Here is a 24,000-nt window from a genome sequence, read left to right as displayed (position 1 = left end):
CGCTGAACATGCCTGATTTGGTGGCGTACGGCCTCCACGACAGCGGGTTCGTCCATGCGCGGCCTCCTGACGGCAGCGTCCGGTTCAGCAGGCGGACGTGAGGGCGAGGGTCCCGCCTTCGGGGCGGGGTCGGTGTCGGACCCGGATGACAGACTGCAGGGCATGACCGCCCTCGACCGCTTCAGCGCGCCCACGCGCGCGTGGTTCGAGGCGTCGTTCGCGAGCCCCACGCCGGCGCAGGAGGGGGCGTGGGACGCCATCGCCGCCGGCAAGAACGCGCTCGTCGTCGCTCCCACCGGCAGCGGCAAGACGCTGAGCGCCTTCCTCCACGCGATCGACCGCCTGCTCAGCACCGAGCGACCCGACGACAAGTCCAGGCGCACCCGCGTCCTCTACATCTCCCCGCTCAAGGCGCTCGGCGTCGACGTCGAGCGCAACCTGCGGGCCCCGCTCACCGGCATCCGCAACACCGCCGAGCGGCTCGAGGCCACCGTCCCCGACGTGACCGTCGGCCTGCGCTCCGGCGACACCAGCCCGGCCGACCGTCGCAAGCTCGGCACCACCCCGCCCGACATCCTCATCACCACGCCCGAGTCGCTGTTCCTCATGCTCACCAGCCAGGCGCGCGAGACCCTGCGCGGCATCGACACGGTGATCATCGACGAGGTGCACGCCGTGGCCGGCACCAAGCGCGGTGCCCACCTCGGCATCAGCCTCGAACGGCTCGACCACCTGCTCGACGCGCCGGCGCAGCGCATCGGCCTCAGCGCGACCGTACGCCCCCTCGAGGAGGTCGCCCGGTTCCTCGGCGGCACCCAGCCGGTCGAGGTCGTCGCCCCGCCCAGCACCAAGGAGTGGGACCTGCGCGTCGTCGTGCCCGTCGAGGACATGACGATGCCCGAGGAGTACGACGAGGAGTCCGGCGACCCGGGCCGGTCGACCAGCATCTGGCCCCACGTCGAGGAGCACGTCGTCGACCTCGTCGAGCAGCACCGCTCGACCATCGTCTTCGCCAACTCCCGCCGCCTCGCCGAGCGGCTCACCGCACGGCTCAACGAGATCGCGGGCGAGCGGGCGGCGGCGCGGGCGGCGGACGGCGTGGACGGTCTCGAGGCTCGCTCCGCTCGCACCTCGACCACCGAGGGTGCCGGCAAGCCGCCGGCCCAGGTCATGGCGCAGTCGGGGCAGAGCTCGGGCGCCGATGCGACCATCGCCAAGGCCCACCACGGCTCGGTCTCCAAGGAGCAGCGGGCGATCATCGAGGACGACCTCAAGCGCGGCCGCCTCCCTTGTGTCGTCGCCACCAGCAGCCTCGAGCTCGGCATCGACATGGGCTCGGTCGACCTCGTGATCCAGATCGAGTCGCCGCCCAGCGTCGCCAGCGCCCTCCAGCGCGTCGGCCGTGCCGGCCACCAGGTCGGGGAGGTGAGCCGCGGCGTGCTGTTCCCCAAGCACCGCGGCGACCTCGCGCAGACGGCCGTCTCGGTGGAGCGGATGCGTTCCGGCGCCATCGAGAAGATGTCGATCCCCGCCAACCCCCTCGACGTCCTCGCCCAGCAGGTCGTGGCCGCGCTGGCGATGGAGGAGTGGGACGTCGACGAGCTCTTCTCCCTCGTCACCCGCTCCGCCTCCTACACCCAGCTCCCCCGCTCCGCCTACGACGCCACCCTGGACCTGCTGAGCGGGCGCTACCCCAGCGACGAGTTCGCCGAGCTGCGTCCGCGCATCGTGTGGGACCGCGTCACCGGTACGCTCACCGGCCGCCCGGGCGCCCAGCGCCTCGCCGTCACCAGCGGCGGCACCATCCCCGACCGCGGCCTGTTCGGCGTGTTCCTCGTCGGCGAGAAGGCCAGCCGCGTCGGCGAGCTCGACGAGGAGATGGTCTACGAGTCGCGGGTGGGCGACGTCTTCGCCCTCGGCGCCACCAGCTGGCGCATCGAGGACATCACCCACGACCGCGTCCTCGTCACCCCCGCACCCGGCATCCCCGGCCGCCTGCCGTTCTGGAAGGGCGACTCCCTCGGCCGTCCGGCCGAGCTCGGTGCCGCGGTCGGCGCGTTCACCCGCGAGCTGGCGAGCAAGCCCCCGCACAAGGCCATCGCCGAGGTCCGGGAGCGCGGCCTCGACGAGTACGCAGCCACCAACCTCGTCACCTACCTCGGCGAGCAGCGCGAGGCCACGCAGGTCGTGCCCAACGACACACAGGTCGTCGTCGAGCGCTTCCGCGACGAGCTCGGTGACTGGCGACTGGTCGTCCACTCCCCCTACGGCACGCCCGTCCACGCGCCGTGGGCGCTGGCGATCAACGCCCGCCTGCGCGAGCGGTTCGACGTCGACGGGCAGGCCGTCGCCTCCGACGACGGCATCGTCATCCGCATCCCCGACACCGACGCCGAGCCGCCCACCGGCGAGGTCATCGTCTTCGAGCCCGAGGAGATCGAGCAGCTCGTCACCCAGGAGGTCGGCGGGTCGGCGCTCTTCGCCAGCCGCTTCCGCGAGTGCGCCGCCCGCGCCCTGCTGCTCCCCCGCCGCGACCCCGGCCGGCGCAGCCCGCTGTGGCAGCAGCGCCAGCGCAGCGCCCAGCTCCTCGAGGTCGCGTCCCAGTACCCCGCCTTCCCCATCGTGCTCGAGGCGGTGCGCGAGTGCCTCCAGGACGTCTACGACCTGCCGGCCCTCGTGGCCCTGCTCGGCCGCGTGCAGCGCCGCGAGGTCACCGTCGTCGACGTCGCCACCACCCAGCCGAGCCCCTTCGCCCGCAGCCTGCTCTTCGGCTACGTCGCGCAGTTCGTCTACGAGGGCGACTCCCCGATCGCCGAGCGCCGCGCCGCCGCGCTCTCCCTCGACCAGGGGCTCCTCGCCGAGCTGCTCGGCCGCGCCGAGCTGCGGGAGCTGCTCGACCCCGAGGTGCTCACCGAGGTCGAGGCCGAGCTCCAGTGGCTCGCCCCCGACCGCCGCGCCCGCAACGCCGAGGCCGTCGCCGACCTGCTGCGCCTGGTCGGACCGCTCTCGGTCGAGGAGATCCGCGCACGGTCGGTCGACGGCGCCGACGTCGAGGGCTGGCTGGCCTCCCTCGACCGGCGCGTCGCCCCCGTACGCATGGCCGGCGACGACCGCTGGAGCGCGATCGAGGACATCGGGCGACTGCGCGACGGGCTCGGCGTCCCCGTCCCCGTCGGCACGCCCGACGCCTTCCTCCAGCTGCCCGAGGACCCGCTCGGCGACCTGGTCTCCCGCTACGCCCGCAGCCACGGCCCGTTCACGACAGCCGAGGTCGCCACCCGGCTCGGGCTCGGCGAGGCCGTCGCGCGGCAGACCCTCCAGCGGCTCGCGCACCGCGGCCGGGTCCTCGACGGCGAGTTCCGGCCGTCCGGCGCGGGCACCGAGTGGTGCGACGCCGAGGTGCTGCGCAAGCTGCGCCGCCGCTCGCTCGCCCGGCTGCGCCAGGAGATCGAGCCGGTCGGCCACGACGCCGTCGCCCGCTTCCTGCCCGCCTGGCAGCGCGTCGGCGGGTCCCTGCGCGGACTCGACGGCGTCGTCGCCGCGGTCGACCAGCTGGCCGGTTGCCCGGTCCCGGCCAGCGCCCTCGAGCCGCTGGTCCTCGCCGCCCGCGTCCGCGACTACGAACCCTCGATGCTCGACGAGCTCACCGCCTCCGGCGAGGTCATCTGGACCGGCCACGCCCCGCTGCCCGGCAGCGACGGCTGGGTCAGCCTCCACCTCGCCGACCAGGCACACCTCACCCTCCCCGAGGTCGAGGGCGACGAGCCCGACGGCCTCCAGCGCGCGGTGCTCGACCTGCTCGACGGCGGCGGCGCGTGGTTCTTCCGCCAGCTCGCCGACCGGGTCGGCGCCACCAGCGACGCCGACCTCAGTGCGGCGCTGTGGGAGCTGGTCTGGAAGGGCCTCGTCACCAACGACACCCTCGCGCCCCTCCGGGCGCTCGTCCGCAGCGGCACGCCCTCGCACCGCACCCGGCGTACGCCCCCTCGGCTCGGCAGCACCACCCGGGGCCGGATGCCCGCCCGCACCGGGCCGCCCGAGACCGCGGGCCGCTGGGCCCTGCTGCCCGAGCGCGACGGCGACCCGACCCGACGCGCCCACGCCCGCGCCGAGCACCTCCTCGAGCGGCACGGAGTCGTCACCCGCGGCGCCGTCGTCAGCGAGCGCGTCGCCGGCGGCTTCGCGGGGGTCTACAAGGTGCTCAGCGCCTTCGAGGACACCGGCCGGTGCCGGCGCGGCTACTTCATCGAGGGCCTCGGCGCCGCACAGTTCGGCAGCGCCGGGGCCATCGACCGGCTGCGCACCTTCGCCGAGCCCGAGAGCGGCAAGCCCGGCACGAAGCCGTCCGTGGTCGCGCTCGCCGCCACCGACCCGGCCAGCGTCTTCGGTGCCGCACTGCCCTGGCCCGACGCCGGCGACCCCGAGCGCACGGGGCACCGCCCGGGCCGCAAGGCGGGTGCCCTCGTGGTGCTGGTCGACGGCGCGCTGACGGTCTACGTCGAGCGCGGTGGCCGCACCCTCCTCACCTGGAGCGAGGACCTCGACGTGCTCACCCCTGCCATGGCCGCCCTGGCCGACGCGGCCCGCCGCGGGGCGCTGGGCCGGCTCACCGTCGAGAAGGCGGACGGGCAGGCACTGATCGGCAGCGGCGGCGAGACCCCGATCCGGCTCGCGCTCACCGCAGCCGGCTTCGTGGCGACACCGAAGGGACTGAGGTTGCGTGCCTGAGGGCGACACCGTCTATCGAGCAGCGGCCAAGCTCGACCGCGCGCTCACCGGCCACCGACTCACGCTGACCGACTTCCGCGTGCCCGCACTCGCGACGGTCGACCTGCGCGAGGGCACCGTCATCCGCTCTCTCTCCCGCGGCAAGCACATCCTCACCCGCATCGACCACGAGCGCGCCTGGACGATCCACACCCACCTCAAGATGGAGGGCTCGTGGCACGTCTACCCCGAGGGCGAGCGGTGGCGGCGCCCCGACACCCAGGCCCGGCTGGTGCTGGGCATCGAGGGCCGCAAGGCAGTCGGCTTCCAGCTCGGCATCGTCGAGCTCGTGCCACGCGACCACGAGGCCGACCTGGTCGCCCACCTGGGCCCGGACCTGCTGGGACCCGACTGGGACGAGGACCGGGCCCTGGCCAACCTGCGCGCGGAGCCGGCGCGTCCGATCGGCCAGGCGCTGCTCGACCAGCGCAACCTCGCCGGCATCGGCAACATGTACATGGCCGAGCTGTGCTTCACGATGGGCGTCCACCCGGCCAGCCCGATCTCGACGGTCGAGCAGCTCGCCCGGCTGGTGCGGCGCGGCCGGCAGATGCTCGAGGTCAACAAGGAGCGAGCCATCCAATCGACCACCGGCGACCTGCGCGAGCGCGAGCGGATGTGGGTCTACCGCCGCGACAAGTCGCCGTGCCGCCGCTGCCGGACCCCCGTGGCGGTGACGATGCTCGGCGAGCCGGGGCGCGAGCGCGCGGCGTACTGGTGCCCCAGCTGCCAGCCGGAGCGGTGAGGCAGGACGTCAGGCGGCGGAGGCCACGACGTCTGCCGACGGACGCCCGGCCGTGATCGGCGTGCTCGCCACGACCTCCATCGCGGCCTCCTCGAGGGCCACCGCGTCGGCGACGTCGCGCAGCACGTCGGACAGCGGCAGGTCCATCGCCTGGCACAGCGACGCGAGCAGCTCGGAGGACGCTTCCTTCTGGCCGCGCTCGATCTCGGAGATGTAGCCCAGGCTCACGCGCGCCTCGGCCGACAGCTCGCGGAGGGTCATCCCGCGCTGCATCCGGGCGCTGCGCAGCACGTCACCGAGCAGTCGTCGGAAGAGCACCATGCGCGAGGTCCTTACTCTCGGGAGATCCGTTGCGAGGGGAAGCCGTCTGGCCCAACGCTACCCGAGGGCTCCTTCTTCCCGGTGGAAGACCTCGACATCGCCCAGTCCGGCCGCCAGGTCCGACAGGACGGCGTCGCACGTCGCCTGCCGGATCGCCAGCCGGTCCCCGGTCAGCGCGAGCAGCCGGGACGCGACGCCCGACGGGCCGGCGACGGCGATCCAGACGGTGCCGACCGGGTGGCCGTCCTGCTCGTCGGGACCGGCGACGCCGGTCGTCGCGAGGCCCCACGTGGCGTCGAGACGCGTGCGTACGCCCTGCGCCATCGCGACCGCACACTCCTGCGAGACGACGCCGTGGCGCTCCACCACTTCGGCCGGCACGTCGAGCAGGGCGACCTTGACGCGGGTGGCGTACGACACCACACCCCCCAGGAAGCTGCGGGAGGCGCCCGGCACGTCGGTGAGCCGGGCCGCGAGCAGACCACCGGTCAGCGACTCGGCTGTCGCCAGCGTCTCGTCGCGCCCGGCCAGCGCCTCGAGGACGCCCTCCGCCGTCGGCTCGACACCTCGTGACCACATGTCGGCGACACTAGCCGCATGGCTCTCCCCATCGAGGACTACGCCCTGATCGGCGACCGCGGCACGGCAGCCCTGGTCGGGAAGGACGGGTCGATCGACTGGCTGTGCCTGCCGCGCTTCGACTCCTCCGCCTGCTTCGCCGCCCTGCTCGGCACCGAGGAGCACGGACGGTGGCTGCTCGCCCCGGCCGACGAGGTGGTGGCGACGCGGCGCAGGTACGTCGACGGCACCGCGCTGCTCGAGACGACCTTCACCACCGCCGACGGCGAGGTGGTGCTGCTCGACGTGATGCCGACCGGCGACGGCCGTGCGGACGTCGTACGCCGCCTGACCTGCACCCGCGGGACCGTGCGCATCCGGCACGACTGGGTGGTGCGCACCGACTACGGGCGGGTGCGCCCGTGGGTGAGCCGCGAGCAAGCGCACGGTGACGAGGTGGTGGTCGCGGTCGCGGGGCCGGACAAGTTCGTGCTCCGCGGCCCGCACCTGCCGCACGGCCACCACGGCCACCACACCGAGGAGTTCGACCTGGCGGCCGGCGAGGAGGCGACGTTCTCCATGACATGGGTCCGCTCGTGGCGCGACGTGCCCGTGCCGCTGTGCTTCGACGGGCGCATCGACGCGACGACCGACCGGCAGAGGGCGTGGTCCGCCCGCGCACCCGAGGACGTCCCGCACGCCGACCTCGTGCGACGCAGCCTGGTGACGCTGTTGCTGATGACACACGCCGAGACGGGAGGCATCGTCGCCGCCCCCACGACGTCGCTGCCCGAGGACTTCGGCGGCGAGCGCAACTGGGACTACCGGTTCTGCTGGCTGCGCGATGCCGCGCTCACCCTCGAGTCCCTCCTGGGCGCCGGCTACGACAGCGAGGCGCTGGAGTGGCGCAGCTGGCTGCTGCGCGCAGTGGCCGGCGACCCGGCAGACCTCCAGATCATGTACACCGTGGACGGCGGGCGCCGGCTGCCCGAGCGCGAGCTGCCGCACCTGCCCGGGTATGCCGACAGCAGGCCGGTGCGCATCGGCAACGGCGCCGTGTCGCAGCGGCAGAACGACGTGCTCGGCGAGGTGATGATCGCCCTCGAGCTCGCCCGCACCGCGGGACTGCACGAGACGCACAACTCGTGGGCGTTGCAGCGGGCGCTCGTCGACGAGCTCGCCGAGCACTGGGACGAGCCCGACAACGGCCTGTGGGAGATCCGCGGGCCGCAGCGGCACTTCACCCACTCCCGCGTGATGGTGTGGGTCGCGTTCGACCGGGCGGTGCGAGCCGTCGAGGAGCACGGGCTCGACGGACCGGTCGAGCGGTGGCGCGACCTGCGCGACCGGGTGCGGGAGGAGATCCTCGACAAGGGCTTCGACGAGGAGCGCCAGACGTTCACCCAGCACTACGACACGGCGGCGGTCGACGCCTCGCTGCTCACCATCCCGCTCGTCGGGTTCCTGCCCGGAGACGACCCGCGCGTGCTCGGCACGATCAAGGCCGTGATGGCCGACCTCGACTCCGACGGCCTGCTCCTGCGCTACCGCACGGAGACCGGCGTCGACGGCCTCGCCGGTGACGAGCACCCGTTCCTGGCGTGCTCGTTCTGGCTGGTGTCCGCGCTGGCGGCGGCCGGTCGCCGCGACGAGGCGCACGAGCTGATGAACCGGCTGTGCGGCTTGGCCAACGACGTCGGCCTGCTGTCGGAGGAGTACGACGCCCGGCACGGTCGGATGGCCGGCAACTTCCCTCAGGCGTTCAGCCACCTCGCCCTCGTGCAAGCGGCCCTCGCCCTGCGCTGAGCAGGACGAGGGCCGCGAGGCTCACACGGTCACGGGGTCAGTTGCGACGCACCCTGATCCTGATGACCTCCTTGGTGCTGCGCACCTTGCGGCTGCCGGCGTACTTCACCACGATCCGCTTCTTGCCCGCCTTGGCGAACTTCGCGAGGCGGACGAACGCCTTGCCCTTCTTGAGCTTGACGGTGTACTTCTTGCCGCCGGCCTTCACGATGACCTTGCCGGTCACGGCGCTGATGCCGAGCGCCGAGGCCTTGATCTTCACGCGGGTGCGGGTCTCGCCCCTGACGATGCGTCCGGGCTTGGTGCGGACCTTGAGGATGCCCTTGGCCTTGCGTACGTCGATCGGCAGCGAGAACGAGGTGCCGGTGGTCGGGCCGGTGAAGGTCATCAGCTGCTTGCCGGTGCGGGTCTTGCCCTTGAGCTTCACCGAGACCGCGCTCTTGCCGTAGTCGTCGAACGGCGCGGTGCCGACCGTGTTGTCGACCGGAGTCGGAGCGAGGGGCTTCTCGCCGACCTTGATGTTGAGCAGCGCGTCCTTGGCGTCACCCGGAGCTGTCATCGCGAGGGACGACAGCGACAGCTTGACGTCCTGGCCGAGGCGGTAGAAGCGCGGCGCCGTGGCCGGCCACGTGACGCCCACGAAGTGCTGCTTGAAGCTGACCGGGAGCGGCGTCGTCTTCGCCTTGGCGGCCATGTAGTCGACCATCGCCTGCAGGTCGACCTTGCCCGTGTCGCGCTTGGCCGTGCCGGCGGTGAAGCCGCGGAAGTTGTCACCGCCGCCGGCGAGGAAGGAGTTGACCGTCACCGAGTACGCCGTGGCCGGCTCGATCGCCTTGCCGTTGAGCCACATGCTGGTGACGCGGTTGCCCTCGGGTCGGCTCGCGTCGTAGGTGGCGAAGAAGCCCTCGGAGGTACCGAGGCGCAGGAACGGGCGGGACGGGACCGCTCCCTTGTCGTCACGCTGCCACTGCTGCTCGAGCACCGTCTTGATCTGCGCTCCGGTCATCTTCATGTTGACCAGCGTGTTGGCGAAGGGCTGGACCACGGCCGCCTGCTTGTAGGTCAGCGTCGCCGGGTATCCGGCGGCGTTGTTGCCGACCATGTCCTGGCGCAGTCCACCGGGGTTCATGAAGGCGATCTGCGCGGTCCCGGCCTCGGGCGTGCTGGTCGCCCAGCGCTGCACCTCGGCGACGAGGTTGCCGAGCGTGGACTCGCCACCACGGTTCTCGGTGGTGCCGTTGGCGAGGTAGGCACGGCGGAAGGGACCGCCCAGCTTGCCCAGCTCCACGGCTCCAAGCACGTCGGACTTGGCCACGGCCGCGTCCACGATGGCCTTGACGTCGTTGAACGCCGAGGTGGCTGCGGGGGCGCTGAGGACGACGTCCTTGGCCTTGACGATCTCCTGGCTCACCACGGACACCGCGTCGGTGACCGGGTCGACGCTCATGACCAGCCGGTTGAGGTTCGTGCCGTACTGCCCGGCCGACACCACGGGACGACCCAGCGTGTCGGCGTTGGGGTCGGTGTGGTTGTAGGCCAGGTGGGTGTGGCCCGAGATGATGGCCTTCACGTCAGGGCTGACCCCGGCGACGATCTGCGCGAAGGCCGATCCGTCGCTCAGCGACGAGATGCTGGTCGTCGCGGCTCCCTCGTGCACCAGCATGATCACGACATCGGCGCCTGCGCTCTTCAGCTGGGTCGCGCCCTCATTGACCTCCCGCACGATGGGCTGGACGCTGAGGTCGGCGATGCCGGTCGGGCTCACGAGGGACGGGAGGTCCTCCGTGACGGCCCCGACGAAACCGACCTTGACGCCACCCGCGGTGGTGGTCATCCACGTGCCGCCGTTGGAGACGTCGGTGGCGTCGGGGGTCGTGGCGGTCACGTCCGGCAGCGCATAGCTGTCGTCGGACTTCTTGTGGACGTTGGCCGCGATGTACTGCCACTTCGCCCCGCCCTCGGGGTTGGACGCGGACTCCGGCTTCATCACCCGGTTGACCAGGTCGTTGTAGCCGGCGTCGAACTCGTGGTTGCCGGCGGCCGAGACGTCGAGTCCGGCTCTGTTGAGGGCGTCGAGCGTGGGCTTGTCGTGCTGAATGAAGGACTCGAACGTCGACGCGCCGATGAGGTCACCGGCCGCGGCGAAGACGGTGTTCGGGTTGGTCGACTCGAGCTGCGCGACAGCCCCGGCGAACTGTGCCGCGCCGGCCTCGTCGCCGTTCGGGAGGAGACGACCGTGGAAGTCGTTGGTGCCGAGGATCTGGATCTCGACGGGCGCCGCGTGGGCGGGTGCCGCCGCGGTGACGACGGCGAGCGGCGCTGCGAGCAGCCCCGTCAGGCTCGTCGCCAGCGCGAATCTGCGACCGGTTCGTGATGCTGGCACGAGGGTGGCCTTCCGTTCAGGGTGAGTGAGACGCATCACCCTAACCCGACATTCTTTGCCCCCAGACCGGAAGAACGCCGGAAAATCAACGGAACGACCCGGCCACCCCCGAAGGGATGGCCGGGCCGTCCTCGTGGACCGGGATCAGCGTCGCGTCAGCGGCGCTTCACCCTGATCTTGACCGCGGTCCTCGCGGACTCGGTGTTGTCGTCGCCGAGGTAGCGGACCTTCGCCGTGTAGACGCGCGGCTTCTCGAACGTCTTCAGCTTGATCACAGCCTTGCCGTCGACGAGCTTGGCCCGGTAGGTCTTGCCCGCGACCCGCACCTTCACGCGACCGGTCGGGACGTAGCCCTCAGCGGCGACGGTGACGACGACCCGCGCACGGGTCTTGTCGACCACCACGCGCTTCGGCTTCACCTTGGCCGTGAGGATGGCCTCGGCCTTGACGACCACCACGGTCACCGATCCGGTCGACGGCTTGTGGCCGGTGTCGCCGGAGTAGGTGAGCGTGAGGACGTGCGAACCGACCGGCAGCGACTTCGCCGGGAGCGTGACCGTGCCCTGGCCGGAGGCCAGCACGACCGAGCCCAGGACGACGTTGCCCTTCGAGACCGCCACGGTGCCGGTGGCAGCCGCGGGGGCGACCTTCACCGTCACGGACCCCGCGGTGCCGTACGTGATCGGGGCGGCCGTGCCGGTGACCGTCGTGTCGGCCTTCACGGGCTCCTGGACCGCCGCCTTGACCGGCACCGCGATCGTGGTGCTGGTGCCGGTGGTGGCGCCGGTGACGACCAAGTCGTACGTCCCGGAGGCCGTGCCCGCAGGAACGGTAAACGTCACCGTCGCCTTGCCCGCCTCGTCGTTGCTGTTGGCGTCACCGGCCGGGTTGGCGGTGTTGTCGACAGCGAACTCGCCGATGGACTGGCCGTTGAAGGTGGCCTCGACCTCGGTGTCCTGCAGGTCGCCGACGCCGGTCATGGCGAGCGACGTCAGGTTCACCGTCACCGTCTGGCCCGGTGCGTACTCGTTCGCCACACCGGCGACGCCGACGGCACGCTGCGAGTAGTCCACGCCGAGCGGGTCGGCCTCGGTGGCGAAGGTGGCCATGTAGTCCACCATCGCCGACAGGTCGACCTTGCCGGAGTCACGCTTGCCGGTGGCCTCGGAGAACGCGAAGAAGTTGTCTCCGGTGCCAGAGGCGAGGAACGCGTTGGCAGCCACCTGGTAGGTGGTGCCGGCGTCGATCGCCTCTCCGTCGAGCCACATGCCCGTGATCCGGTCGCCCTCGGCCCGCGTCGGGTCGTAGGTGTACTCGAACCCGTTGGACACGCCGAGCTTCAGGAAGGGACGCGACGGCACGGTGCCGCCCGCCGTCCGCTGCCACTGCTGCTCCAGCACCTTCTTGATCGAGGAGCCGGTCAGGCCCATCGTCAGGATCGTGTTGGCGAACGGCTGCACGTCGGCAGCGTTCTTGTACGTCACCGTGCGCGGGTAGTCCGTGCCGGTGCCCGGCATGTCCGCGCGGAGGCCGCCCGGGTTCATGAAGGCGATCTCGGCGTCGGTCGACCAGCGCTGGACCTCGGCGACGAGGTTGTTCAGCGTCGACTCGCCACCGCGGTTCTCGGCGCCACCGACGAACTTGGCGCGCGAGAAGCCGGCCTCGATCTTGCCGAGCGGCTGAGCGCCGAGCACGGCTGCCTTGGCGTTGGCGTCGTTGACGATCGCCTGCGTCGCTGCGTCGCCCGTGGCCGGGAAGCTGGCGAACGGGACGATCTCCTGGGTCTTCGCCTGGACCTCGCCGGTGGCGTTGTCGACGGTGAAGACCAGCTTGTTGAGGTTCTCGCCGTACTGGCCGGCCGAGACGACGGGGCGCTCGGTCACCGCGCGCTCCTCGGCCACCCATGCGGGGACCGGGACCGAGTGGTTGTAGGCCAGGTGGGTGTGACCGGAGACGATCGCGTCCACGTCGGGGCTGACGCCGTTGACGATGTCACCGAACGCGGTGCCCGGCGTGGTCGCCGAGGCGTACGAGGTGCCGCCCGCGCCCTCGTGGACGAGCAGCACGACGACGTCGGCTCCCGCGCCCTTGAGCTCGGTGGCGGCCTCGTTGGTGGCCTCGACGATGTCGGTCACCTCGATGTCGGCGATGCCGTCGGCAGCGACGAGCGACGGGAGGTCCTCGGTGACAGCACCGACGAACCCGACCTCGACGTCACCGAAGTCCTGGATCCAGGTGCCCTCGAGGGCGTCGGAGCCGTCGGCCTTGAACTTCACGTTGGCACCGAGGTACTGCCACTCCGCGCCACCCTCGGGGTTGGTGTCCGCGTCGTACGGGGCCATGATCCGGTTGACCAGGTCGTCGTAGCCGGCGTCGAACTCGTGGTTGCCCACGGCCGACACGTCGAGCCCGGCCTCGTTCATCACGTCGATCGTCGGCTTGTCGTGCTGGATGAACGACTCGAACGTCGTGGCACCCACGAGGTCACCCGCCGCCGCGAAGACGGTGTTGGGGTTGGCCTGGCGAGCAGCCTTGACGTACGCCGCGAGGCGCGGGCCCGCGGCCAGGCGGCCGTGGTAGTCGTTGCTGCCGATGATCTGCACGTCGGTCAGACCCGCGGTGTTGATGCCGATGATCTCCGGGTTGTGGTCGGAGGACCGGAACGGGCCGTCGGTGTAGAGGTTGGTGACGTTGCTGTTGAACCGGGCGTACTCGTAGTAGACCGACTCGCTGGCGTTGATGTCCCAGACGTCGACGCCGTCGACGTCGGCCAGGGCCGCGTCGTTGGCCAGGACGTGGTCGAGCGAGCCGACCATGCCGTCGAAGTTGTAGCTCTCCTCGTCGGGGTTGCTCGACGACTCCAGGCTGGTGTAGCCAGCGTCCTCGAGGACCTGGATCGGGTCCTCCTGCGAGTAGGCGTTGAAGTCACCGGCGAGGAAGACGCGGGAGATCCCGCGAGCGGTCTTGAACTCGTCGGCGAACGTCGCGAGGGCCGCCGCCTGCAGGATGCGGGCGTCGTTGGCGTTGCCCTGACCGTCGGGGTCCGGGGTTCCGGAGCCCTTGGACTTGAAGTGGTTCACGATCACCGCGAACCCGCGCGAGTTGGGCGTACCGACCTGCTTGAAGGCCTGGGCGAGCGGCTCGCGGGCGTCCTCGAAGGCCTCACCGCTCGACGACTGGTCGCTGAGCACGACCGAGTCCCCGACCAGCCGCACGTTCGCGGGCCGGTAGATGAAGCCGTTGCGGATGACGTCCTGCTCGGCCAGCGGCGGCAGGGTCGCGGGCGACGGGACGGCCGCCCACGTGCCGGCACCGGCGTCGGCGTTGAGCGCCTCGACCAGCGCGTTGATCGCGAAGTCGCGGTTCTTGCCGAACTTCGCCGAGTTCTCGAGCTCCTCGAGGGAGACGATGTCAGCGCCGACGGTGTTGATCGCCGCGACGATCTTGTCGCGCTGCCGCGCGAGGTTGGCCTCGTTCGCAGCACCGCGGGGACCGTTGGGCTCGCAGCGGTTGTTGGTGATGTTGTTGCCGTCGCGGTCGCGGTAGTAGGTGCACGTGCCGAGACCGGAGGCGACGAACTCCTCACCCGTGGTGGGGAAGAAGTTCAGCACGTTGAACGTCGCCAGCTTGACGTCGCCACCGACCTCCTGGGGAGCCAGGTTGTCGGCGCGGGTCTGCTCGACCTGCGGCTGCGTCGCCGACGGCTCGCCGACCACGCGCGTGGTGGGCAGGATCCGCCAGGTGTTGAAGCCCTCGGTGAAGACGACCGGCTCGGGGAACGTGACAGCCGCCCCGACCCGGACCGAGTGGTCGGCCGTCAGCCACGGGAACGGCTGGCCGGTGTTGGAGCCGGTCACGGCGTAGTTGGCGCTCGCGCCGTCGTCGAGGACGATGCGGTGGGCGTTGTTGTACGCCGTGCGCTGGGCGATGAGCGTCTTCTCGTCCTGCGCGTCGTAGAGCTCGGTCGGCGTGACCAGCGGAGCGTTGGTCGCGGCCGCGAGTCCGATCTCGCCGAACATGCCGGAGGAGAAGGAGTTGCCGGCCCAGAACGGGCTGCCGTCGTAGACGTCGGTGACGGTGAAGTCGGCGGTGGGCTCGAGGAGCTCACCCTCCATCGCCTCGCGGGCCGGGGCCAGGTTGGCCACGGTGTCGCAGGCGGCGCCCGGCGGCTCGCACGTCGTGCCCGGGATGGTGGTCTTCGGCGTGACGTCACCCAGGTCGGCGACGGGGGTCACCGAACCTGCGCTCGCGTTGATCTGGGTCTGGCCACCGAACTCACCGGCGACGCCGGTCACCTCGACGGAGTCGCCGACAGCCGGGTAGGTCGCGAAACCGCCCGGGCCGCCGTAGACGAAGACCGCGTCGGAGGCGTCGGGGGTGTCCGCACCCGGGGTCTGGATGTAGAAGCCGTTGAGGCCACCGGTCGGGTAGGACGCGGTGACCACACCCTGGGTCGCGACGTCGTCGCCGCTCACGGGGGTGGTGGTGCCGGTGCCCTGGATCGCCGCGATCGCGACGGGAGCCGCGGGTTCGGTCACGGTCCACACGAAGGACTCGGTGTCGGTCGCCGCGTCGGCGTCCGTCACGGAGACCTCGACGGTGGGTGCGCCGGCAGTCGTCGGCGTACCCGTGATGGCACCCGAGTCGGTGTCGAGCGAGAGACCGGCCGGGAGGTTCGTGGCACCGAAGGTGTACGGACCCGTGCCGCCGCCGGCGGTCAGGGTCAGGGTGTCGATCGGGGTGCCGACGACGCTGTTCTGCGGGCCCGGGTTGGTCACGGCGAGCGCCGAGGTCCCACCCTCCGCGCTGATCGCGACGTCGTCGATGCCGACCAGCTCGTCGTTGCTGGGGGCGTTGGTCGTGATGACCCGGACGAAGACACTGGCCTGGTCGTCGACCGCGACGGGGAGCGCGACGTCCCTCGCCGTCACCTGGGTCGCGCTGCCGGCCGTCGTCGCGTCGGCGATGTAGCCGGCCGGGATGTTCGTGAAGGCACCCGCCGCCCCCACCCGGTACTGCACGGCGATCTGCTGGACCGCGTCGTCGGCCGACGCGTCCAGGTCCTTGGCGTTGAACGCGAAGGACACGTTGGTCTGGCCGGTCAGGTCGAGGTGGAACGCCACGTAGGGGGCGTCAGCAGTGCCGCTGCCCTGGATGGCGATGGTGTTGCCCTGGACCTCGATGACTCCGCCGGCGGTGGAGGTCGCGGTCGCGTTGGCGGTGACGTCGGTGTCGCCGGCCGCCGCGCTCTCGCCGGTCACGGTCTGGGGGTCGACGCCCGTCGTGGCGGTGAGCTCCTGGCCCAGGTAGCCCTGGACGCCCGTGACGCCGGACCAGTCGTCGCTGACCGTGATCAGCGAGTCGTTCGACCAGTCCTGTGAGTACGGGAAGGTCGCGATCTTCGTGGCCACGTCTGCGTTCGCAGGAGACGCGGCGATCGGGGTGAGTCCGGCGGCCAAGAGGGCCAGACCCGCTCCAGCCGCGATACGACGCGGCGATGGGAGCGCGGGTGTGCGCATATTTACTCCGGGGTTCGGGTGTGAGGGTGATGTGCCCCCGCATCTTCACCCACGCCAGCGACATTTGGTGGCGTACCGGTGGAACGGATGTCGTCCAAGTGGTGACGAAATGTCAGGGCTCGACTTGTCGAGTCCTCACACTCTTCACCCCTGAGTGTGGCTCCGCTGCCGGCGTACGTCGCGGAAGAACTCCCAGCCCGACCACATCGTCATCGCCACGGCTGCGGCCAGCAGGAGCTGGCTGACGTAGAACAGCACCTCGCCGAGCGGACCGGGCCAGAAGTCGAACGCGCCGCCGTGGGCGTCGCCGTGCGGGAGCGGCCACAGCAGGCCGGCGAGGGCGAGCGCCTGCAGCACGGTCTTGATCTTCCCGCTCTGCGCGGCGGCGATGACGACGTCCTTGAGGATCGACAGGCGCAGGAGGGTCACGCTCCACTCGCGCAGCAGCACGACGATCGTCACCCACCACCAGATGTCGCCGACGATCGAGAGGCCGATGAAGGCCATGCCGGTGATCGCCTTGTCGGCGATCGGGTCGGCGATCTTGCCGAAGTCGGTGATCAGGTTGTGCTTGCGCGCCAGGTCGCCGTCGATCTTGTCGGTGATCATCGCGACGGCGAACAGGCCGAACGCGACCCAGCGCCACAGCGGGTCGTCGCCGCCGTCGTGCAGCAGCGCCCAGCCGAACAACGGCACCATGGCGATGCGCAGCACGGTCAGCACGTTGGCGATGTTGAAGTTCGACACCTGCTGCTGCTCGGTGGTCATGCTCGGTCTCCGTCCACTCGTGCGACCAGGTCGACTCCGTCCGTGCCGGTGACGGTGGCGGCGAGCAGGTCGCCGACGCGCACCCCTTCCGTACCGGTCAGCAGCGTCGTGCCGTCGACCTCCGGGCCCTGGTGGGCCGCGCGGCCCTCGACGACGACCTCGCCGTCCGCGGACTCGATCGACTCGACCAGCACCACGACCCGCTCGCCGATCCGCTCCTCGGCCCGCTGGGCGTTGAGCTCCTCCACGAGCGTGGTCACGTGCTCGGTGCGCGCGCGGATCTCGTCGTCGTCGAGCTTGAGGTCGTCGGCGAAGCCCGCGGCCTCCGTGCCGTCCTCGTCGGAGTAGCCGAAGACGCCGGTGACGTCCATCCGGGCGGCCTCCAGGAAGTCGCACAGCGTCTGCAGGTCGTCCTCGGTCTCGCCGGGGAAGCCGACGATGACGTTGGAGCGTACGCCGGCCAGCGGGGCGAGGATGCGGATCTGCTCGAGCAGCCCGAGGAAGCTCTCGGGGTCGCCGAAGCGGCGCATCCGGCGCAGCACCGGGGCGCTCGCGTGCTGGAAGGACAGGTCGAAGTAGGGCACGACGCCGGGGGTCGAGGCGATGGCCTCGATCAGGCCGGGCCGGGTCTCGGCGGGCTGGAGGTAGGAGACCCGTACGCGCTCGATGCCGTCGATCCCGGACAGCTCGGGCAGCAGCGTCTCGAGGAGGCGCAGGTCGCCGAGGTCCTTGCCGTACGAGGTGGAGTTCTCGCTGACGAGGAACAGCTCCTTGACGCCCTGGGTCGCCAGCCACTGCCCTTCCTGGAGCACGTCGCTGGGGCGGCGGCTGACGAACGAGCCTCGGAAGCTCGGGATCGCGCAGAACGAGCAGCGTCGGTCGCAGCCGCTGGCGAGCTTGAGCGGCGCCATCGGCCCGGCGTCGAGGCGGCGGCGTACGGCGCGGGGGCCGGTGGCGGGCGCACCCGCGCCGATGTCGCTGGCGTCCGCGCGTACGTCGTGGCCCGGGACGGACACGGTCGAGGCGTCGCGCTCGGCCGGGGAGATCGGGAGCAGGCGACGCCGGTCCGAGGGCGTGTGCGGGTGGTGGGTCTCCCCCGCCACGATCGCCCTGAGCCGAGCGGCGATGTCGGGGTAGTCGTCGAAGCCGAGCACCGCGTCGGCCTCCGGCAGCGACTCGGCGAGGTCCTTGCCGTAGCGCTCCGCGAGGCAGCCGACGGCGACGACGGCCTGCGCCCGGCCGCCGTGGCCGGCCGATGCCTTGAGGTCCGCTGCCTCGAGCAGGGTGTCGACCGAGTCCTTCTTGGCCGCCTCGACGAACCCGCACGTGTTGACCACGACGGTGTCGGCGTCCTCCGCGTCGTCGACGAGGACGAATCCGCCCGCCTCGAGCCGTCCGGCGAGCTCCTCGGAGTCGACTTCGTTGCGGGCGCACCCGAGGGTGACGACGGCGACGTTGAGCGGGGTCGCGGTCTCGCCGTGGGTCTCGGGTTCGGTGGTGGTCATCGCACCGTGAGTATGCCGGTTCGGGCGGTCCGGACGCGCACCGGCGGCGCGGTGAGGGCGAGCACAGCGCCGGTCCCGGTCAGGACCTCGGCACGTACGCGCTCCTGACGGCCTCCCACGCCTCTCCGCCGCGGTCGTGGCGGCCCAGGCCACGGCTGACGAACGCGGCGCCGTAGCCGGCTTGCGGCTCGGTCCAGGCCGAGCACCCGCCCGCGCCTCCCATGCCGACCTCGAGGCGCCCGCCCTCCTCCTCGAGCTGGAAGCCGAGGGTCCACACGACCTCCCGGTCGAGGACCAGGTCGTGCCCGCTCGCGGCCGGTGCGAGGAAGGCACGCCACAGCTCCTGACCGAGACGCTGCGCCACCCACCCGTCGGGCCGGCGTACGTCGTCGTAGAAGCGCGCGAGCGCCAGGGCAGACGCGTGCAGGGCGACGGCAGGGAAGGACGTACGCCGGAAGCGGACGGTGTTGAGCACGGCGGGGTCGAGCAGCCCGGGAGGACGGCCCAGTGCGGGCCCCCACCTCGGGTCGCGCTCGTAGTCCTCCCGCCAGCCGGGCGACACCTCCTCCACCGTGGCGACCCGGTCGAGGTCGTCCTCCGGCACCCGGAGGTGGAGGTCCCAGCCGGTGGCCTCGGCCAGGCGGGCGAACCGTCCGGCCAGGTCCTCGCCCGTGGCACGTCGCACCACCTCGTCGAGGAGGTGGCCGTAGGTCAGGGCGTGCTCGGCGACCCCCGCACCGGGCTCGTGCACCGGCGCTGACCGTGCGAGGAGGTCGACCAGCGCGTCGCGGTCGTCGTACGCCACGGTGGCCGCGTCCTCGCCGAACGCCGGGAGACCCGCCTGGTGCGAGAGCAGGTGCCGGACGGTCGTGCCGGCCTTGCCCGCGACGCCGTACTCCGGCCACACCGACATGACCGGGTCGTCCAGCCCGATCGCGCCCTCCGACACGACGTCGAGCACCACCAGTGCCGCGAACGGCTTGGCGACCGAGTAGGTCATCACCAAGGTGTCCGACGTCCACTCCCGACGGCCGTCGGCGGTGCCGGCGGTGTGGTCCACCTCCACGACTCCGTCGCGCACGACCGCCACCGCGCAGCCCGGGTCGCGTCCCGACGCGACGAGCGCGTCGAGCACCGCCGCCGGGTCAGGGTCCACGGGACACGACGATGTCACACCCGGTGCCTCAGTCCGCGACGAACGTGCCTTGCCCCGCGACACCGGGCTCGCCGACCGGACGGGCGTCACCGCCGGCGAGCGAGACCGTCACGGCGCCGTCGGTGGACTGCACGCGCACGGGCGGGGACGCCTTCAGCTCGCGCGTCTGGCCGACGGCGAGGCTGCCCTTGAAGACGACCTCCCCGGCTCCGTCGCGCACGACGACCTTGGCACCGCCGCTCGCGGCACTGACCACGACCGGCACCGCCTCGGCGAGGGGCGCGTTGCCGGCGCCCTGCGGGCCGCCCGACCCGTTGAGCACGGGCGTGGCGCCGCGCAGCTCGGGCGGGGTGTCCATGACCAGGCGGGCGATCGACCACGCCAGCACGAGCGCCATCACCACGGCCACGAGGACCGACCAGTTGGGGCCGCCGCGCGTGCTGCGGATGGAACCGTTGACCCCGGTGGCCAGCTCCGCCTCGAAGACCCGGCGCGGGTTGATCGGGGCATGCGCGTAGCGCTCGTCGTAGGTCGCCAGGAGCGGCGCGACGTCGACGCCGAGGACGCGGGCGAGCGTGCGCAGGTGGCCGCGGGCGTAGAAGTCGCCGCCGCAGGGCTCGAAGTCGTCGACCTCGACGGCCTCGATCACGTGGGGACGGATCCGGGTGCGGTCGGCCAGCTGGTCGACCGTGAGGCCGAGGCGGGTACGGGCGGCGGCGAGCTCCGGACCGATGACGGGGTCCTCGGCGGGCTCCACCTCGAAGTCGTCGAGCACCAGCGGCTCGACCGGCTCGCCGGGGCGGGCGATCGCGCGGACGCGGTCGCCCCACGACTGGGTCTCCTCGACGAGGCTGACCCGGCCGGGGCGGTGCAGCTCGCGACCCGCCGGCTCGTCGTCCGAGGCGTCCTCGACGACGTCGCGACGGACCTCCGAGCGTCGTCCCGTTCCCGTCTCACGGAGTGCGACCGGGGTGGGGCTGGCGACCAGCGGCTCCGCGACGACCTCCTCGACGACGGGCTCCTCGGCGACGGGCTCCTCGACCACGGGCTCCTCGAGCACGCTGTCGGAGGGGTCGCCTGCAGGGTCCGTCTCGGGCTCGAGCACCACGATCTGGCTCGCGTCGCGCGCGACCCGGCCCAGCGCCCCGGTGAGGTCCCCGTCGGCGCCGACGACCCGGGTCGACAGGCCCAGCGGCACTGCCAGGGGGGCGCCGTGCAGCAGCCGCGAGAGGCTGGTGTGGCGCTTGCCCGCGCCGGTGAGCTCGGCCTCGATCAGCTCGAGGTTGTGCGGCACGACGACCAGGCGGCCGTCGCGGAGCAGCCCCTGACGCGGGGTGTGCTCGACGTGGTGCACCGCCGTCCAGGGCAGTCCCCGCCAGGTGCGGCCGAGTCGGATGCGGATGCCCTGCGCGTCCGCCACGAGCAGCGGGGTGCGGGCGTCCACGAGGCCGAAGAGCCAGTACGCCCCGAGCAGCCCCATCACGGCGACGAACGCCCAGTCGAGGGCGGACCCGGACTGCGAGGCGCGGCCCAGGTAGGCGATGGCGACGGCGGAGGCTGTCAGCCCGACCCCCGCGGCGACGCCGGCGTGCCGGCGTACCTCCACGTGGTCCGGGACGACCGCGGGACCGGTGCCCGCGGAGTCCTCGTCGAAGACCTCGTTCTCGTTCAGGACCGTGCTCATCAGGCTCCCCCCTCCAACGTGGCGATCACGGAATCGAGCTCGTCCGGCTTGACCAGGACGTCACGCGCCTTCGAGCCCTCGCTGGGTCCGACGACCCCGCGGCTCTCGAGGATGTCCATCAGCCGGCCCGCCTTGGCGAAGCCGACGCGCAGCTTGCGCTGGAGCATCGACGTCGAGCCGAACTGCGTGGAGACGATGAGCTCGATGGCCTGCACCACCAGCTCCATGTCGTCGCCGATGTCGTCGTCGAGCTCGCGCTTGGACTCCTTCGGCGCCGTCACGTCCTCGACGTAGGTCGGCTCGAGCTGGTCCTTGCAGTGCTTGACGACCTGGTGGATCTCGGCCTCGGTGACCCACGACCCCTGCACGCGTACGGGCTTGGACGCGCCCATCGGCAGGAACAAGCCGTCACCCTGGCCGACGAGCTTCTCGGCGCCCGGCTGGTCGAGGATGACGCGGCTGTCGCCGAGCGAGCTCGTCGCGAACGCGAGCCGCGACGGCACGTTGGCCTTGATGAGGCCGGTGACGACGTCGACCGACGGACGCTGCGTGGCGAGCACCAGGTGGATGCCGGCCGCACGGGCGAGCTGGGTGATGCGGACGACGGAGTCCTCGACGTCGCGCGGGGAGACCATCATCAGGTCGGCGAGCTCGTCGACGATGACGAGGAGGTAGGGGTACGGCGTCAGCGTGCGCTCGCTGCCCGCGGGGACCTCGACCTTCCCGGCGCGTACGGCCTTGTTGAAGTCGTCGATGTGTCGGAAGCCGAAGTTGGCCAGGTCGTCGTAGCGCATGTCCATCTCGCGCACGACCCAGGCCAGCGCCTCGGCGGCCTTCTTGGGGTTGGTGATGATCGGGGTGATCAGGTGCGGGACGCCCTCGTAGGCGTTGAGCTCCACCCGCTTGGGGTCGACCATGATCATCCGGACCTCGTCGGGCGTGGAACGCATCAGGATCGAGGTGATCAGCGAGTTGATGAACGACGACTTGCCCGAGCCGGTGGCGCCGGCGACGAGCAGGTGCGGCATCTTCGCCATGTTGGCCACGACGAAGCCCCCCTCGACGTCCTTGCCCAGCCCCGCGACCATCGGGTGGTGGTCGGCGCGGGCCGTGTTGGACCGGAGCACGTCGCCGAGGGAGACGATCTCCTTGTCGACGTTGGGGATCTCGATGCCGATGGCGGACTTGCCCGGGATCGGGCTGAGGATGCGGACGTCGGCGGACGCGACGGCGTAGGCGATGTTCTTCGACAGCGCGGTGACCTTCTCGACCTTCACCGCGGGGCCCAGCTCGACCTCGTAGCGAGTGACCGTCGGGCCGCGGGTGTAGCCGGTGACCGTGGCGTCGATGCCGAACTCGTCCATCACCTGCATCAGCCGCTCGACCACGGCGTCGCTGGCCTTCGAGCGGGCCTTGTGGACCGAGCCGGGCTTGAGGACCGCGTTGCCCGGCAGGGAGTAGGTGATGTCGCCGGACAGCGCGAGCTGCTCGACGCGCTGCGGCAGCGGCGTGTGCGGCGGGGGCTCGACCGGACCGGTGTCGTCCTTGCCGCCCGGGACCGAGCCGACCACGGCCGGGGTGACCTCGGTCGGCGCGTCGGCCGATCCGTCGATCGGGTCGGCGAACAGGTCGATGCCGTAGTCGTCCTGCGGCTCTGCCCCCTCATCGGGCCCAGCCTTCTTCTTGCGGCGCTTCTTGAGCTCGCGGTCGGTGAGGACCGGGCTGTCGTAGGCCGGGTCGCCCATCTCGGGGTCGACCTCGTCGTCGAGCATCGAGCGTCGGCGCGTGCGCACGGGCTTCGTCGGCTCGTCGTCGCCTGCGGCGCCCTCGGCCGGCGTACGGCCCAGAGCCTTGTCGCGCAGCGCGGTCAGCCTGGCCGGGATCTGGTAGACCGGGGTCGCGGTGATGATCAGGATGCCGAAGATCGCCAGAAGCGCGAGCAGCGGCACCACGACGTACGGGGTCTGCATCAGGTCGAGCAGCAGGCTCGAGGTGACGTAGCCGACCGCTCCCCCGGCCCCTTGGAGGATGGTGGCGTCGCCGAGCACGGGCTGCGGGTTGCCGTTGGCGATGTGGACGATGCCGAGCAGGCCGAGGGTGAAGGCCGTCCAGCCGATCACCTGCCGGCCGGCGGGGCCGTTGCGCTCGGGGTCGCGGAGGGTGCGCCACCCGGCGTAGACCAGGAAGAGCGGCACGAACCAACCGACCTTGCCCACCGCGCCGGCCGTCACCGATCGCGCGAAGTCCATGACGCCACCGGGGAGCTGCCACCACACGGCGGCCGCGACGACCATGGCGAGGCCGAAGAGGAACAGCCCCACGCCGTCACGACGGTGCTCTGGGTCGAGGTCGCGGGCCGACTGCCCGATCGAGCGGGCGACCGCTCCCACCGCGTGGGCGATGCCGAGCCAGACCGCAGCCACCGCTCGACCGAGCGCCCCGAAGGCGCGCGCGACCGGGCCGGGCCCGTTGCGCACCGCCCGGGGCGCCGGACGGCGCGAGGACGCGGTCGAGCGGCTCCTGCCCTTCGCAGAGGAAGAGGAGGGGCGCTTGCTGGTACTCCGTGATCGGGTGCTCGAACCCTTGGTGGTGCGCTTGGTTCCAGACGTGCTCGAGCTCCGCGACCCCGGCGGGGAAGACGTACGGGTCGCCATGGGCCGACCCTACGGCCACGTCACACCAGTCACAGGGATCACAGGGTGCGTGTCGTGCTGCCTCTCATCCGGGGGTGGCGTCACTCCACCCCTGAGGCGGAACTTTGTACCCGTTCGTTGGCGCTCTCTTCCCA

General features: G+C 71.7%; 12 protein-coding genes. 3 read left to right on the top strand and 9 right to left on the bottom strand.

The window, feature by feature from the left end; all coding sequences use genetic code 11:
• The first annotated feature begins 162 nt into the window (after positions 1 to 162).
• Both AC57BS_RS18510 and AC57BS_RS18505 read left to right on the top strand, forming a co-directional pair.
• Positions 163 to 4,728, top strand: a complete 4,566-nt coding sequence (locus tag AC57BS_RS18510; protein WP_496412921.1) for an ATP-dependent helicase — start codon at positions 163 to 165, stop codon at positions 4,726 to 4,728.
• Complete coding sequence (locus AC57BS_RS18505) at positions 4,721 to 5,512, top strand: DNA-formamidopyrimidine glycosylase family protein (protein ID WP_496412920.1); 792 nt, start codon at positions 4,721 to 4,723, stop codon at positions 5,510 to 5,512. Before AC57BS_RS18510 ends, AC57BS_RS18505 begins: the two co-directional genes overlap by 8 nt.
• Before the next feature lie 9 nt (positions 5,513 to 5,521).
• Here AC57BS_RS18505 and AC57BS_RS18500 read toward each other — a convergent pair whose 3' ends face one another.
• Complete coding sequence (locus tag AC57BS_RS18500; RefSeq protein WP_496412919.1) at positions 5,522 to 5,833, bottom strand: helix-turn-helix domain-containing protein; 312 nt, start codon at positions 5,831 to 5,833, stop codon at positions 5,522 to 5,524.
• 57 nt (positions 5,834 to 5,890) lie between these two features.
• Complete coding sequence (locus AC57BS_RS18495; RefSeq protein ID WP_496412918.1) at positions 5,891 to 6,412, bottom strand: CinA family protein; 522 nt, start codon at positions 6,410 to 6,412, stop codon at positions 5,891 to 5,893.
• A gap of 18 nt (positions 6,413 to 6,430) precedes the next feature.
• Between AC57BS_RS18495 and AC57BS_RS18490 the strand changes: the two genes are divergently transcribed.
• Positions 6,431 to 8,197 (top strand): glycoside hydrolase family 15 protein, encoded by a 1,767-nt coding sequence (locus AC57BS_RS18490; RefSeq protein WP_496412917.1) that lies wholly within the window; start codon positions 6,431 to 6,433, stop codon positions 8,195 to 8,197.
• A 37-nt stretch (positions 8,198 to 8,234) separates the two neighbouring features.
• Here the strand turns inward: AC57BS_RS18490 and AC57BS_RS18485 are convergent, their stop codons facing one another.
• From AC57BS_RS18485 to AC57BS_RS18455, 7 genes are all read right to left on the bottom strand, one after another.
• Positions 8,235 to 10,580 (bottom strand): bifunctional metallophosphatase/5'-nucleotidase, encoded by a 2,346-nt coding sequence (locus AC57BS_RS18485; protein ID WP_496412916.1) that lies wholly within the window; start codon positions 10,578 to 10,580, stop codon positions 8,235 to 8,237.
• A 155-nt stretch (positions 10,581 to 10,735) separates the two neighbouring features.
• Positions 10,736 to 15,991 carry an ExeM/NucH family extracellular endonuclease gene (locus tag AC57BS_RS18480; protein WP_496412915.1) on the bottom strand — a complete coding sequence of 1,752 codons (5,256 nt, stop codon included), beginning with the start codon at positions 15,989 to 15,991 and terminating at the stop codon, positions 10,736 to 10,738.
• A 252-nt stretch (positions 15,992 to 16,243) separates the two neighbouring features.
• A complete protein-coding gene (gene pgsA / locus AC57BS_RS18475; protein ID WP_496412914.1) occupies positions 16,244 to 16,867 on the bottom strand; it encodes a CDP-diacylglycerol--glycerol-3-phosphate 3-phosphatidyltransferase in 624 nt (207 codons plus the stop codon).
• Positions 16,864 to 18,372, bottom strand: coding sequence for a 30S ribosomal protein S12 methylthiotransferase RimO (rimO, locus tag AC57BS_RS18470; protein ID WP_496412913.1), 1,509 nt, complete (start codon positions 18,370 to 18,372; stop codon positions 16,864 to 16,866). Before rimO ends, pgsA begins: the two co-directional genes overlap by 4 nt.
• Positions 18,373 to 18,451: 79 nt before the next feature.
• A complete protein-coding gene (locus tag AC57BS_RS18465; protein WP_496412912.1) occupies positions 18,452 to 19,528 on the bottom strand; it encodes a serine hydrolase domain-containing protein in 1,077 nt (358 codons plus the stop codon).
• 28 nt (positions 19,529 to 19,556) lie between these two features.
• The gene (locus AC57BS_RS18460) at positions 19,557 to 21,212 is read right to left on the bottom strand and encodes a helix-turn-helix domain-containing protein (RefSeq protein WP_496412911.1); all 1,656 of its coding nucleotides are present in this window, start codon (positions 21,210 to 21,212) and stop codon (positions 19,557 to 19,559) included.
• Positions 21,212 to 23,866 (bottom strand): FtsK/SpoIIIE family DNA translocase, encoded by a 2,655-nt coding sequence (locus AC57BS_RS18455; RefSeq protein ID WP_496412910.1) that lies wholly within the window; start codon positions 23,864 to 23,866, stop codon positions 21,212 to 21,214. The genes AC57BS_RS18460 and AC57BS_RS18455 overlap by 1 nt, the downstream gene beginning before the upstream one ends.
• Positions 23,867 to 24,000 lie beyond the last annotated feature (134 nt).

It is taken from the genome of Nocardioides sp. BGA-UO-ETr-FS32, assembly GCF_059567905.1.
Note: the sequence above shows the minus strand (reverse complement) of the source record. Positions and strands in the feature narration are given on the sequence as shown.

Coding starts and splice junctions, on each gene's coding strand:
- AC57BS_RS18500 (WP_496412919.1), bottom strand. CDS start 5,833: ATGGTGCTCTTCCGACGACTGCTCGGTGACGTGCTGCGCAGCGCCCGG.
- pgsA (WP_496412914.1), bottom strand. CDS start 16,867: ATGACCACCGAGCAGCAGCAGGTGTCGAACTTCAACATCGCCAACGTG.
- AC57BS_RS18490 (WP_496412917.1), top strand. CDS start 6,431: ATGGCTCTCCCCATCGAGGACTACGCCCTGATCGGCGACCGCGGCACG.
- AC57BS_RS18460 (WP_496412911.1), bottom strand. CDS start 21,212: ATGAGCACGGTCCTGAACGAGAACGAGGTCTTCGACGAGGACTCCGCG.
- AC57BS_RS18495 (WP_496412918.1), bottom strand. CDS start 6,412: ATGTGGTCACGAGGTGTCGAGCCGACGGCGGAGGGCGTCCTCGAGGCG.
- rimO (WP_496412913.1), bottom strand. CDS start 18,372: ATGACCACCACCGAACCCGAGACCCACGGCGAGACCGCGACCCCGCTC.
- AC57BS_RS18455 (WP_496412910.1), bottom strand. CDS start 23,866: ATGGCGACCCGTACGTCTTCCCCGCCGGGGTCGCGGAGCTCGAGCACG.
- AC57BS_RS18510 (WP_496412921.1), top strand. CDS start 163: ATGACCGCCCTCGACCGCTTCAGCGCGCCCACGCGCGCGTGGTTCGAG.